This is a genomic window from Bradyrhizobium sp. SZCCHNRI1029, assembly GCF_032487555.1.
Taxonomy (GTDB): Bacteria; Pseudomonadota; Alphaproteobacteria; order Rhizobiales; family Xanthobacteraceae; genus Bradyrhizobium.
The window spans coordinates 202,765-215,527 of sequence record NZ_JAUEUK010000006.1; the positions used below are offsets into that span (position 1 = coordinate 202,765).

Sequence of the window (12,763 nt, forward strand, 5' to 3'; positions counted from 1 at the left end):
CTCCGCGTGGTGGTCAGCGGTCCCATTCCGGCGCAAAGGCCGGATTGACGAAGCGCTTGTCCTTCGGGAGGGACGCGGTGGTGGCACGATCCTCATCATCGAGTTGAAGCTTCATCGCATTCCAGTTCGCACGCTGACTTTCCGGACGCGCGGCCTTGGGGATCGCCGCTACCCCATCCTGGTCCAACAGCCATTTCAGTGCGACCTGGGCGGCGCTCGAGCCATGCTTCCTGCCAATGGCCCCCAGCGTCTCGTCGGCGGCGGCGCGTCCCTGCGCCAGCGGGCAATAGGCCACCAGGGGAATCGACCGGCTCGCCATGTAGGCCATCAGCTTCGACTGATCGAGCATCACATGGTACTCGACCTGATTGCAGGCAACAGGTGCCTCGACGTCCTCCACCGCCTGTTTCAGCAGCGCGACAGTGAAGTTGGCGACGCCGATCGCGCGCGTACGCCCCTCCTCCTTCAGCTTCAACAGCGTCTCCAGCGCGGCCGGCAGGTTCATCCCCTTGGCCGGCCAGTGGATGAGATAGAGATCGACGAAATCCAGTCTGAGCTTCCTCAGACTCGTGTCGAATGCGCGACGGATCGCGTCCGGCGCGAGGTTCTCCGGCCAGACCTTGGTGGTGACGTGCAATTCGGCGCGCGGCAGATTTGTTGCCGCAAGTGCAGCACCGATCGCGTCCTCGTTGGCATACATCTCGGCGGTGTCGATGTGGCGGTAGCCGAGCGCAAGCGCGCTCTCGACGGCCTCGCGGCAGACAGTGCCCTGCATGCGAAAGGTGCCGAGCCCGAGCTTGGGCAGACGGATACCCTGGGTGTCGATGGCGTTCATGAAATCTCCTGGAATCGCGCGAGCCATTCGCCAGCAAACGCCGGCGGCAGCCTCGAACATCAAGACCTTGGCGGGAAGCGCTCAACTTGCCTTTGCTCCGCTTGCGAGTTCAAGCGAGCCGGCATCCGCCTCAATCAAGATGTCGGGAGCGAGGTTCCTGAACGCAACAGGCGCGCGGGGTAGCCCCGCCGATCAGCGCCAGTTACAGATGCCGCCGCTGCCAGGCCGGCACGGCCAGGTCTGAATGCGCGTATCCATCGCCTGCGCGTCGAGCGGATTGCCGCGCCGATGGACGAGCTTGGCGCGGGCGGCGCCGCGGGGCCGCTCGGCCGTCCTGGTGCCATGAGCGCGCCGGCTGGCGATGGCGCGCGGGATGGCGGAGCGCTCGTCCGGGTCGATCGCGGAACGGACGGCGACCGCAGGTCGATCTGATTTGGCTTCGATAGGCACAGGTTCGAAATGCGCCTCGGGGCCGAGCGGCTCCGGCGACAACACGGCCTTCGACAGATCAAGCTTGAGGAAGTCACCCGGCTGATAGGCCCCCGCCACAGCATCGCCCGCCGTGAGCAACACGGCGCATGTAATCGTGCCGATAACAGCTCTCAACACCATCCCATCCTCCCGTTCCCCGCGTAACGTCACTTACGCGCCCCCGCCGCGAGATCTCTGCACGCCGGCTGATGGCGAACTCGCAGCGCTGCCCGGCTGCAAGAGCCAGCTAAGAGCGCCTGACATCACGCCGCACGTCATGTTCGATGATCGACCGTTATCAGTTCGGAGAAAGCGCCCACCAACCGCCGGTCGTTCGACGCATCATAGCCAAAGTTCCGCGCTCGTCTCTGATGTAGGTCACGGCGCCGTCATTTCCAGGCCCAAAACTACGAGTCACAGTTACCGCTGTGCACGCAAATGGGCGCTGCGAGCATTAGTCATACCAATCCGTCGACCCGGATGCGGCATCGCAGCGTCTCTGCAGAGTCCGGGGCGATGTGCATGACGCCGGGCTTGGCCGCAAACTCGCCGTCGAAATCGAGCGGACTGGCGAAACCGCGCCACGGCTCGATGCACAGGAACGGCACGCCGCCGGGCTTCGACCAGATTCCAAGCTGACGAAAATGATCCCAAGTTAACTCAAGCGCCGGTCCTGTGGTTCCGACGAGGCGAACCGAACGGCTGGCCGGCTGATCGAGGATCACGGCATCGTCGTCGAACAGACGTTCGCTCAACGGGAGAACGCGCCCCTCGATCGGTGAGGGCTCCGGCCGCTCGCGCAGCAAACCTCCTGTCAGACGGCGGATCGGCGCCGGCTCCGGCTCTGCAAAGATCAGCCGATAGCTCTCCTTCGGCTGGCCGGGGAGCAGCGGCCAGTTGAAGGCGGGATGGCATCCGAACGAGGCTGGCAGAACCTCCGCGCCGGGGTTGGCGATCTCGACCGCCACGTCCAGCGCATCAGCGGTGATCCGGTAGCTCACCGTGAGACGGAAGGCGAACGGATAGCGCGCCCGCGTCGTCTCGTCGTCGGTCAGCTGCAACACGCACGACTCGGCCCCGCGCTCCAGCCAGGTGAATGGGAGGTCGCGGGCGAAGCCGTGCTGCGTCATCGGATAGGTTTGGCCGCGGTGGTGGAGCTGGTCATTCTTGAGTCGGCCGACGATCGGAAACAACCATGGCGCATGGCGCGGCCAGACGGCTCCGGCCTGCCACAGCAACTCCAGGCCCCCGGCCGTCTTCAACGAGCACAGCTCGGCGCCATCAGCCTTGACCGAGGCGGTGATGCCGCCCGCTCCGATCATGTGGAGGTCGTCGCTCATCTGCCGTCACCCACGTCGCAAAAAGATCGCACGAGGTGATGCCGGATTGCGGCGGCAACGTCCAGGGGTGCGGTTCGTCACCTGCGCGTAGACCACCGCCACAAGCACAGGGGACGGGAATGTCGAACACGCGACCGAAGCCGAGGATGTCGCCGCGCTCATAGGGCCCGCGCTGTGTCTGAAGGGTAGGCAACCCGCGCCAAATCTTCGTGCAGGCCGCAGCTTGCCGGACCTGATCATTCGTGTACGAATGACCGAAACCGGCTTGATGCTGCGCCGCGTGCAGGCGCAAACTGCCGCAAATGCCTTGCCAGGAAAGAAGGATATCCCGATGGCCCATGACGCGCCGCAAGCAACCGGTCCCAGCAAGCTGGTCATCCGCAACATCGGCCTGATGCTGTCCGGCGCACTGGAACGGCCCATCCTGGACGCCGACACGATCGTCGCCGAGAACGGCAAGATCACGGGCATCGGCCGCTTCAAGGACGTCGACACCGAAGGCGCGACGACCATCGTCGATGCCCATGGCACGACGGTGGCGCCAGGCCTGATCGACAGCCATGTTCATCCGGTCGCCGGCGACTGGACGCCGCGGCAGAACCAGACCAACTGGATCGACTCCTATCTGCATGGTGGCGTCACCACGATGATCTCCGCCGGCGAGGTGCACATGCCCGGTCGCCCGCGCGACGTGGTCGGCCTGAAGGCGATGGCGATCTTCGCGCAGCGCGCATTCTGGACGCTCCGCCCCGGCGGTGTGAAGGTGCATGCCGGCGCGCCGGTGATCGAATGCGAGATGGTCGAGGACGATTTCAAGGAGCTCGCGGCGGCCGGCGTCAAGCTGCTCGGCGAGGTCGGCCTCGGCGGCGTCAAGGACGGCCCGACCGCGCGCAAGATGGTCGGCTGGGCGCGCAAATACGGCATCCAGAGCACCATTCACACCGGCGGTCCGTCGATTCCCGGCTCCGGCCTGATCGACAAGGACGTCGTGCTTGAGGCCGGCACCGACGTCATCGGACACATCAATGGCGGCCACACCGCCCTGCCCGACGACCAGATCCGCTGCATCTGCGAGGGCTGCAAGGCTGGGCTCGAGCTGGTGCACAACGGCAATGAGCGCTCGGCGCTGTTCACCTTGCGCACCGCGCGCGAGATGAACGAACTCAACCGCGTGATCCTCGGCACCGACGCGCCGGCCGGCTCCGGCGTGCAGCCGCTCGGCATCCTGCGCATGGTGTCGCTACTGTCCTCGCTCGGCGACGTCCCCGCCGAGATCGCGTTCTGCTTCGCTACCGGCAACACAGCGCGGATGCGCGAGCTCGACTGCGGCCTGATTGAGGTCGGCCGCTCCGCCGACTTCGTCATCATGGACAAGGCGCAGCACTCGCCGGCCACGACCTTGCTCGACAGCGTCCAGCTCGGCGATCTCCCGGGTATCGGCATGACCATCATCGACGGCATCGTCCGCACCCAGCGCAGCCGCAACACGCCGCCGGCCACGAAGATCCCGGAGATCGTGGCGAAGTAATATCGTCGTAGAGCGGCATACACAGTCATTCCGGGGCGCCCAAAGGGCGAACCCGGAATCCTGAGATTGGCCTGCGCTGTTCTTTCCCTCAGCTTGGGATTCCGGGTTCGTCGCTTCGCGACGCCCCGGAATGACGTGGAGGAAGGGCTACCGCAGCCGGTTCAACAACCCCAGCAGCGTCTCGCGTTCCTTCGCATCGAGCGGCGCCAGTGTTTCCTTGGAGATGGCGAGCGCGAGCGGTGCGGTCTTCTCCGCGAGCTGCTGGCCGGCGCGGGTCAGGCTGACGAGCAGCCTGCGACCATCCTGCGGGTCCGGGCTGGTTTCGGTGAGACCGCGCGCGGTCAGCCGGTCGATCACACCTTTGATCGTCGCGACGTCCATCGCCGTGAACCGTCCGAGCTGGTTTTGCGAGCACGGCCCGGTCTCGACCAGCTTCGACAGTGCCGCCCATTGCGTTGGCGTCAGGTTGCTGCCGATGTCGCGCGCGAAGATCATCGTGTGGCGCTGCCAGACTTGACGCAGGATGAAGCCGATCTGATCGTCGAGCACGTAATTTGATTTCGCCGCTTTGGCCGTGGCCTTCGCAGCGGCCTTTGGCTGCGGCTTCGGCGCGGTCTTCGTTGCGGTCCTTGCCGATCGCTTCAGCGTGGCGCTCTTGGCCATATCTTCCCTCGCCTCAGATCGACAGATGCGCGTCGCGGATGTCGGGCCGCGCGTCGAGCTCGGCCATGGTGCCGGAGAAGCAGATGCGGCCGCGCTCGATGATATAGGCGCGGTCCGAGATCAGCTTGGCGAAATGCAGGTTCTGCTCGGAGACGACCAGCGAGACGCCTTCCTTCTTCATGGTCAGGATCGCATCGACCATCTGCTCGACGATCTTCGGCGACAAACCCTCCGATGGCTCGTCGAGCAGCACCAGCGACGGATTGCCCATCAGGGTACGGGCGATGGTGAGCATCTGCTGCTCGCCGCCGCTCATGCGGCCACCCGGGCGGTTCTTCATCTCGCCGAGATTGGGAAACAACTGATAGAGTTTCTCGCGCGTCCATTGCGGCGCATTGGGCCGCGGCTTCTGCCGACCGACCTCGAGGTTTTCCTCCACCGTCAGCTCGGTGAAGATGCGGCGCTCTTCCGGAACATAGCCGAGGCCGGCGCGGACGATCTCATGGGTCGGCGCGGACGAGATGTCCTTGCCCTCGAACATGATCTGGCCCTCGCGCAGCTCGACCAGGCCGACGATCGAGCGGAACGTCGTCGATTTGCCAGCGCCGTTGCGCCCGAGCAGTGCCACCACCTCGCCCTCGCCGACCTCGAGGCCGATGTCGAACAGGATATGCGCCGGACCATAGTGGCTGTTGAGACTGGCGACGGACAGCTTCATGCCGGAGCTCCCTCGCGATGGTCGGCATCATACAGCAGGCCTTCGCCAAGATAGATCGCCTGCACCTCGCGGTTGGCCCGCACCTCGGCCGGCGATCCCTCGGCAATGAGGCTGCCGCGATTGAGCACGAGAATGCGGTCCGCATGCTCGAACACCACGTCCATGTCGTGCTCGGTGAAAAGGACGCCGATCGACTGCTCACGCGCGATTCTAGCGGTCAGCCGCATCAGCTCGACGCGCTCGCGCGGCGCCATGCCGGCCGTCGGCTCGTCCATCAGCAGGAGCTTGGGCTGGTTGGCAAGCGCGATCGCGAGCTCCAGCCGCTTGAGGTCGCCATAGGCGAGCTCGCCGCAGGGACGCTCGGCATAGCCGGCCATGCCGACGAGGTCGAGCAGGCGATCGGCTTCGTCCCGCTCGATGCCAACCATCGGGCTCCAGAAATCGAACAGGCGGTGATGATGCGAGACCAGCGCGACCTGGATGTTCTCACGCACGGTCATGGTCGGATAGGTCGCGGTAATCTGGAAGGTGCGGCCGACCCCGAGCCGCCAGACCTCGCGCGGCTTGCGCCCGGTGGTCTCCTGCCCCATCACCGTGATGCGGCCGCTGTCCGGCACGTTCTGGCCGTTGAGCATGTCGAAGCAGGTGCTTTTCCCCGCGCCGTTCGGGCCGATCAGCGCCAGGATCTCGCCGGCCCGCAGCGTGAACGACACGTTGCGGACGGCGTGAATGCCGCCATAGGATTTAGACAGGCCTTCGACCGAGAGCAGCGACACGCCGGGACTCATTGTGCGCCCTCCATCTTGGCCGACAGCGAAGCCCCCTTGGGGGACACTGCGCGGCGCCGATGCATGACGGTTTCGACCACGCCCACGATGCCTTTCGGGAACACCACCACGATCAGCACGATGAAGATGCCGAGCACGAGCTTCGACCAGTCGGTCTGGCTGACCAGCCAGATGTTGAGCGCCTTGTAGACGATGGCGCCGAAGATCGCGCCGGGCACCGTCTCGACGCCGCCGAGCAACACCATCACCAGCGCATCGACCGACAGCGAGATGCCCATGTTGTCGGGGAAGACGCTGCCCTTGAGATAGGCGAACAGCGCGCCGCCGAGGCCGGCCGTCGTGCCGGCGATGATGAACGCCGTCCACTGGATACGCTTGCCGTTGATGCCGATCGACTCGCTGCGCAGCGGCGAGTCGCGCATGCCGCGCAAGGCGTAGCCGAACGGCGAGAAGGTGATCAGGCGCAGCACGCTGACGACGAACGCGGAGACGCCGAGCGCGAGCCAGTAGAAGTGCGACGGCGACGCGGCCCATTTCTCCGGCCAGAGCCCGAGAATGCCGTTGTCGCCGCCGGTGACCGCGACCCATTGGAACGCGATCGACCAGACGATTTGCGCAAAGGCCAAGGTCAGCATCGCGAAATACACGCCCGAGAGCTGGACGGCGAAGGCGCCGAACACGGCCGCACCAAGCGCGCCGAGCAGCGGTCCCAGCAAGAGGCAGGCGATCATCGGCAGCCCCGCCATCTTCGCGAGGAAGGCGACGCCGTAAGCGCCGAGGCCGAAATAGGCGGCGTGACCGAACGAGGCGAGCCCGCCGACCGCCATCAGGAAATGCAGCGACGCCGCGAAGATCACGAAGATCGCGATCTCGGCGCCCACGGTCAGCGCGTAGTTGCCGGCGATGAAGGGCAGCATCGCCGCCAGCGCCAGCGCGACGAGAGACGCCAGCCGCTCGACCGAGCTCAGCGGACGCCACGGAATAACGGTGAGGCCCGGCGTGCGGCGCGCGGGCGCTTCCTTCTTGCCGAACAGGCCCCAGGGCCGGACGACCAGCACGACCGCCATCACCAGGAACACCAGGATCAGCGAGATCGTGGGGAAGATCAAAATGCCGAAAGCGTTGAGCTCCGACACCAGCACCGCGGCCACGAAGGCGCCGAGGATGCTGCCGAGGCCGCCGATCACGACGACCACGAACACCTCGACGATGATGCGCAGATCCATCGCGTGATGGACCGCGTCACGTGGGATCTGCAGCGCGCCGCCGAGCGCGGCGAGGAAGACGCCGACCGCGAACACCGAGGTGAACAGCCACTTCTGATTGACGCCGAGCGCCGCCACCATGTCACGGTCCTGCGTCGCCGCGCGCACCAGGATGCCCCAGCGGGTGCGCTGGAACAGCAACCACAGCACCCCGAGCACGATCGGACCGAGCGCGATCAGGAACAGGTCGTAGCTCGGAATGTTCTGGCCGAAGAAATCGACCGCACCTTTCAATCCTGGCGCGCGGCGGCCGACCAGGTCGTCCGGCCCCCAGATCAGCACAACGAGATCCTCGACCATCAGCGTCAAGCCGAAGGTCGCGAGCAGCTGGAACAGCTCCGGCGCGTGATAGATCCGGCGCAGCAGCACGATCTCGACGAGCACGCCGATGGCCGCGACCGCGAGCGCTGCCACGACGATGCCGCCCCAGAAGCCGAGCGGACCGGACAGCCTCTCAGTGAGCGAAAAGGCCACATAGGCGCCGAGCATGTAGAACGCGCCATGGGCGAAATTCACGATGCGGGTGACGCCGAAGATGATCGACAGTCCCGACGCCACCAGGAACAGCGAGGCTGCACTGGCAAGGCCGGTCAGGAACTGGACGAAATAGAAGGCCATGGGCGGTCCGCGTGAGGAGATCGTCGAATCGATGAGCCGCGTTTGCGCTCGGCGCTCCCTCAGAGAGCTGGCGAGCAAGCGTGGGGTGAGGGATCTCGGCCCGAACCTGCAGATCAGGCGTCGTATTCCCTCACCCCGCCCGCTCTCCCCCAGCGGGAGAGGGAGAAGCAGGATCGTGTGGATCAGTCCTTCGGCCGGAGCTTGCCGACCTCCGCGTCACCAGGCAGGTAGTCCGAGCCCTTGCGATAGACGGCGTCGACCATGATGCCCTTGCCGTCCTTCAGCGCAGTCTTGCCGACGTAAGCGCCGAGCGTCGACTGGTGATCGATCTTGCGGAACGTGATTTCACCGAAGGGCGACGGCACCGACAGTCCCTCGGCCGCGGCGATCAGCTTGTCGGTATCGGTCGAGCCGGCCTTGGCGAGGATGGCGGCTGCCGACTTGATGGTCTGGTAGCCGACGATCGAACCAAGCCGCGGATAGTCGATATATTTGGACTGATACGCCTTCAGGAACGCGTCGTGCTCGGGCGTCTTGATCGAATACCAGGGATAGCCGGTGACGATCCAGCCCTCGGGCGTCTCCTCCTTGAGCGGATCGAGATATTCCGGCTCGCCGGTCAGGAAGCTGACGACCTTGCGGTCCTTGAACAGGCCGCGGGTGTTGCCCTCGCGGACCAGCTTCACGAGATCGGCGCCGAAGGTGACGTTGAGGATCGCCTCCGGATTGGCGGCGGCGACGGCCTGCACCACCGGACCGGCGTCGATCTTGCCCTGCGGCGGCCACTGCTCGTCCACCCACTGGATGTCGGGCCGTTTCTCCGACAAGAGCTTCTTGAACACGGCGACGGCCGACTGGCCATATTCATAGTTCGGCGCAATGGTGGCCCAGCGCTTGGCGGGAAGCTTGGCGGCCTCCTCGACCAGCATCGCCGCCTGCATGTAGTTCGACGGACGCAGGCGGAAGGTGTATTTGTTGCCCTTCGCCCAGGTGATGGCGTCGGTCAGCGGCTCGGCCGCCAGGAAGAACACCTTCTTCTGGTTGGCGAAGTCGCTGACGGCGAGGCCGATGTTCGACAGGAACGTACCGGCGAGCATCGCGACGTTCTCGCTCGACACCAGCTCGTTGGCCGCGGTCTGCGCATCGGCCGGCTTGCCGCTGTCGTCCTTGGAGACGACGACGAGCTTCTTGCCGTTGATGCCGCCGGCCGCATTGATCTCCTCGACCGCGAGCTGCCAGCCCTTGCGATAGGGCTCGGTGAAGGCCGGCAGCAGCGAATAGCTGTTGATCTCGCCGATCTTGATGACGTCCTCGGCGCGCGCCGCGCCCGTCAGTCCCGCGACGGCAAGGCCCAGGCCTGCCGCAAGCATCGTTCTCCGTCGCATCCCTTCAGCCTCCATGTTGAGTCGAATTACCGTAGACCGTCCTCGCCCTTGATCTCGGCGACCGTGAGCCCGCCGACGCGCGGCAGCGGACGGCCGCTGTCGGTGACCGCGAGCGCGACCATGATCTCATTGGCGCGTGGCGCATCGTTGATCTGCACCTCCATGCCATCGAAATGACTGCGCACGAAGGCCGCATCTTTATGGCCGAGCGGAATGTCGAGCGTGCAGCCGACGCCGCCGCGCTTCTTCGACGACGGGATCAGCGCCGCGCCCTTGCCGAGTACCTTGCGCACCGGCGCGCCCATTTTCGGATGCAGGATCGCGGCCGCATGTTCCAGCTCGCCGTCGCTGCCGACGGCCGCCGCCTTGCCGTAGCTGTGCGCGGCCGGCCCTTCGATGCCGAGCGCGGCCACGGCGCGCTTGGCCAGCATCTCGCCCAGCTCCTCGCCGATCGCAATCAGAGGCGACAGGTCCTCGACGTAGCGGCCGGCAAACGGATTCTCGATCACCGCCACTGCCGCAGCTCGCCGCGTCGGCGGCGAGACGGACCGGCCCATCTCCTGATGGACTTCCTCGACCACGGTCACGATCTTTCTGATGACGGCGCTCATCGATGATCCTTCGTGTTCCTGCACATCATGCATCAAACCTCACGCCGCCGCCGCTCGCAACTGCGGCCGACGAACGATCTCGATCGCGCGCGGACCGACAACGCGAATGTTGCCGCGAAGCTGCAGAACGGCGCCTTCGATCAGACCGGCCGACAGCAGCGACTGCCCACGATGCTCGCCCGCGGCCAGCGCTTCGGCAACCTCGACATCACGGAGCTCTCCGACCTCGCATGTGACGAGGCGATCACCGAGATCGGTCTCCGGTTGCAACTCGCAGGCGGGTCGGCGAAGCACGGCCGGATGACCCGGAAGATCGACCGCGTTGCCGATCACCGTCGCCGCCGCATCCGCCTGCGCCGCGCTGCGCGCGAGTACCGTCACCGCGTCGGCAATGCCCAGCGAGAAACTGCGGCCGTGGCGGCCCGACGTGGCGACGCCGCCGATCGCATCGGCAGCACGAAGCGTCATCCTGCGCATCACACCTGCGCCGTCGGGACGGTCCATCAGCCCGACGCTGAAGGTGGCGGCATCCCGCAGATGGAGTGCGATGTCACCGCCATTGTTGACATAGGCCCGCGTTAACTTCGTCGCGCCGCGCATGGCGCCGAGGATCTCCTCGGCCACGCTCCCGGCAACCGCGGCCATCGGCGTGATGAACATTTCGCGGGCGAACGGCGACACGGCCGCATGCATCCGCCGCGCGACGACACCTTTCAATGGGCATCGATCGTGATCGGCGCCCCTGCGCAGATCGGACAGTTCCGTACACAGCTCGTCCAAGAGACCCGTGAAACGCTCGACCGCCGCCCGATAGGCCGCGCGGATATCACCATCGACCGCGTCGGCGCCGATGATCAGATCGATCGGGCCGTCCTGCAGATGCAGCCGCCGGTCGGGCAACAAGGCGATCTGTGGCTGCCGGGTCATGCACCCGGCCTCGGCCACGGCAGTTGGCGAATGTCCTTGCTGACATCCTTGAGCGAAGCGAGCGGCTGGACGTAATCCATGTGCCCGCCGAGCGCCGCATAATCCGATAGCCTCAGCGTAAACTCGATCGGCGCGACGATCGCCGGCGTCGGCACATAGCCGAAGGCGCCGGCCGGCATCTGGGTCACGTCGACCATATAGGTGATGCCGCCGCCCGGCCAGACATAGACCGGCGCACCGCCGCTCGTCACCCGCGTCAGCGTATCCTTGACCGAACGCGTCAGCCGCACCGGATTGTCGGTGACGCCGGCGCGCAGCGAGCCGCCGGCACCGGCCATGAACAGCACGGTGCACAGCGCCGGCTCGCAGTTCTCCTGGATGCGCTCGACCGAGAACTGCAGCTCCGGCGGCATCTCGCGCTGCACCGGCCTGAGCGTCTCGTCGAGCACGTAGTATCCGGCATGCTCGCCCGTCGTGGACACCATCAGCAGCGTCGTTCCCGGCTTCGCCGTCTTGGGATCGAATGGCCCGAGGATCGACAGCGGATCGGAGATGTCGGTGCCGCCCCAGCCGGTTCCGGGCTGCGCCACCTGGAAGTAGCGGCCCGGCGTCGAGCGTCGCCCCTTCATCTTGATGCCTGTCGCGGGAATGTCGAGCAGCTTGCCGGCCTGGTGCTCTGACAGCACGCCGGTGATGTGATCATCGACCACGACGACCTCGTCGACCTTGCCCTGCCATTGCTTGGCGAACATGCCGATCGTGGCCGAGCCGCAGCCGACGCGCATGCGCTCTTCCTTGACGCCGTTGACGATCGGGGGCTGCCCCGCCTGCACGATCACGCTGGAGCCGCCGTCAACCACGAGTTCCACGGCCTTGCGGTTGCTGAGGTCCATCAGCGCGTCACAGGTGACACGCCCCTCCTTCTTGGAGCCGCCCGTGAGATGATGCACGCCGCCGAGCGACAACATCTGCGAGCCGTATTCGCTGGTCGTGACGTGACCGACCGCTTCGCCGTCGACGCGCACCGTCGCCGCTTCCGGGCCGAGATAGCGGTCGGTGTCGATCTTCACCTTGACGCCGCAATAGCTGAAGATGCCCTCGGTCACGACCGTGACCATGTCGACGCCATCGACGACCGATGACACGATGAACGGCGCCGGCTTGTAGTCGGGATAAGTGGTGCCGGCGCCGATCGCGGTGACGAACAGCTCCGGCTGATGCACGATCTTGCCGTCCCAGTCGCCGCTCGCCTGGAACGGCACCAGCTTGCCGCCATGCGACACCGTGCGCTCCAGCAGGATATGCGGATCGACGCGCACCAGCACACCGTCCTGATTGGCATAGCGGTCGCAGGCGCCTGCCGCGCCCGGCTTGATGTAGCACATCACCGGGCAGGCATCGCAGCGGATCTTGTCCCCTGCACCGTCGCTCGCCGTCTCAGTCACCATGCAGAGAAGCCCATCTTGAAGCGGAGTTGGCGGCAGCCATCCACGCGCCGCGGCAATTCGTTCGTATACGAATGATGTCGCGCCCCTCCGCCGACTGTCAAGCGCCACCGCGAACGAAAAGCACGATTGCCGGATAAACGATCAGTTTGCCCTGCACAATGACGAC

General features: G+C 65.8%; 12 protein-coding genes. 1 reads left to right on the forward strand and 11 read right to left on the reverse strand.

What is annotated here, in order from left to right; genetic code table 11:
- Positions 1-13: 13 nt before the first annotated feature.
- From QW861_RS18715 to QW861_RS18725, 3 genes are all read right to left on the reverse strand, one after another.
- The gene (locus QW861_RS18715; RefSeq protein WP_316193378.1) at positions 14-835 is read right to left on the reverse strand and encodes an aldo/keto reductase; all 822 of its coding nucleotides are present in this window, start codon (positions 833-835) and stop codon (positions 14-16) included.
- Positions 836-1,027: 192 nt separating this feature from the next.
- Entirely contained in the window at positions 1,028-1,447 is a 420-nt protein-coding gene (locus QW861_RS18720) for a hypothetical protein (RefSeq protein WP_316193379.1), read from the reverse strand.
- 317 nt (positions 1,448-1,764) lie between these two features.
- Positions 1,765-2,646 (reverse strand): aldose 1-epimerase family protein, encoded by an 882-nt coding sequence (locus QW861_RS18725; RefSeq protein ID WP_316174758.1) that lies wholly within the window; start codon positions 2,644-2,646, stop codon positions 1,765-1,767.
- A 331-nt stretch (positions 2,647-2,977) separates the two neighbouring features.
- Here QW861_RS18725 and QW861_RS18730 point away from each other — a divergent pair, with 331 nt between their 5' ends.
- The gene (locus tag QW861_RS18730; RefSeq protein ID WP_315715509.1) at positions 2,978-4,174 is read left to right on the forward strand and encodes an amidohydrolase family protein; all 1,197 of its coding nucleotides are present in this window, start codon (positions 2,978-2,980) and stop codon (positions 4,172-4,174) included.
- Positions 4,175-4,321: 147 nt separating this feature from the next.
- On the opposite strand, the gene QW861_RS18735 is transcribed toward QW861_RS18730, so the two are convergent.
- From QW861_RS18735 to QW861_RS18770, 8 genes are all read right to left on the reverse strand, one after another.
- Positions 4,322-4,837 carry a MarR family winged helix-turn-helix transcriptional regulator gene (locus QW861_RS18735; RefSeq protein WP_315715508.1) on the reverse strand — a complete coding sequence of 172 codons (516 nt, stop codon included), beginning with the start codon at positions 4,835-4,837 and terminating at the stop codon, positions 4,322-4,324.
- A gap of 13 nt (positions 4,838-4,850) precedes the next feature.
- Positions 4,851-5,555, reverse strand: coding sequence for an ABC transporter ATP-binding protein (locus tag QW861_RS18740; RefSeq protein WP_315715507.1), 705 nt, complete (start codon positions 5,553-5,555; stop codon positions 4,851-4,853).
- The gene (locus QW861_RS18745) at positions 5,552-6,343 is read right to left on the reverse strand and encodes an ABC transporter ATP-binding protein (protein ID WP_316193380.1); all 792 of its coding nucleotides are present in this window, start codon (positions 6,341-6,343) and stop codon (positions 5,552-5,554) included. The genes QW861_RS18740 and QW861_RS18745 overlap by 4 nt, the downstream gene beginning before the upstream one ends.
- Positions 6,340-8,226: an ABC transporter permease gene (locus QW861_RS18750; protein ID WP_316193381.1), complete on the reverse strand. Its 1,887-nt coding sequence runs from the start codon at positions 8,224-8,226 to the stop codon at positions 6,340-6,342. Before QW861_RS18750 ends, QW861_RS18745 begins: the two co-directional genes overlap by 4 nt.
- Before the next feature lie 182 nt (positions 8,227-8,408).
- Positions 8,409-9,611 carry an ABC transporter substrate-binding protein gene (locus QW861_RS18755; protein WP_316193382.1) on the reverse strand — a complete coding sequence of 401 codons (1,203 nt, stop codon included), beginning with the start codon at positions 9,609-9,611 and terminating at the stop codon, positions 8,409-8,411.
- Between the two features lie 26 nt (positions 9,612-9,637).
- A complete protein-coding gene (locus QW861_RS18760; protein ID WP_315715503.1) occupies positions 9,638-10,222 on the reverse strand; it encodes an amino acid synthesis family protein in 585 nt (194 codons plus the stop codon).
- Positions 10,223-10,261: 39 nt separating this feature from the next.
- Positions 10,262-11,149, reverse strand: coding sequence for a UPF0280 family protein (locus tag QW861_RS18765; protein WP_316193383.1), 888 nt, complete (start codon positions 11,147-11,149; stop codon positions 10,262-10,264).
- Entirely contained in the window at positions 11,146-12,597 is a 1,452-nt protein-coding gene (locus tag QW861_RS18770) for a 6-hydroxynicotinate reductase (RefSeq protein ID WP_315715501.1), read from the reverse strand. Before QW861_RS18770 ends, QW861_RS18765 begins: the two co-directional genes overlap by 4 nt.
- Positions 12,598-12,763 lie beyond the last annotated feature (166 nt).

Coding starts and splice junctions, on each gene's coding strand:
- QW861_RS18765 (WP_316193383.1), bottom strand. CDS start 11,149: ATGACCCGGCAGCCACAGATCGCCTTGTTGCCCGACCGGCGGCTGCAT.
- QW861_RS18750 (WP_316193381.1), bottom strand. CDS start 8,226: ATGGCCTTCTATTTCGTCCAGTTCCTGACCGGCCTTGCCAGTGCAGCC.
- QW861_RS18730 (WP_315715509.1), top strand. CDS start 2,978: ATGGCCCATGACGCGCCGCAAGCAACCGGTCCCAGCAAGCTGGTCATC.
- QW861_RS18720 (WP_316193379.1), bottom strand. CDS start 1,447: ATGGTGTTGAGAGCTGTTATCGGCACGATTACATGCGCCGTGTTGCTC.
- QW861_RS18740 (WP_315715507.1), bottom strand. CDS start 5,555: ATGAAGCTGTCCGTCGCCAGTCTCAACAGCCACTATGGTCCGGCGCAT.
- QW861_RS18760 (WP_315715503.1), bottom strand. CDS start 10,222: ATGAGCGCCGTCATCAGAAAGATCGTGACCGTGGTCGAGGAAGTCCAT.
- QW861_RS18725 (WP_316174758.1), bottom strand. CDS start 2,646: ATGAGCGACGACCTCCACATGATCGGAGCGGGCGGCATCACCGCCTCG.
- QW861_RS18755 (WP_316193382.1), bottom strand. CDS start 9,611: ATGCGACGGAGAACGATGCTTGCGGCAGGCCTGGGCCTTGCCGTCGCG.
- QW861_RS18770 (WP_315715501.1), bottom strand. CDS start 12,597: ATGGTGACTGAGACGGCGAGCGACGGTGCAGGGGACAAGATCCGCTGC.
- QW861_RS18735 (WP_315715508.1), bottom strand. CDS start 4,837: ATGGCCAAGAGCGCCACGCTGAAGCGATCGGCAAGGACCGCAACGAAG.
- QW861_RS18715 (WP_316193378.1), bottom strand. CDS start 835: ATGAACGCCATCGACACCCAGGGTATCCGTCTGCCCAAGCTCGGGCTC.
- QW861_RS18745 (WP_316193380.1), bottom strand. CDS start 6,343: ATGAGTCCCGGCGTGTCGCTGCTCTCGGTCGAAGGCCTGTCTAAATCC.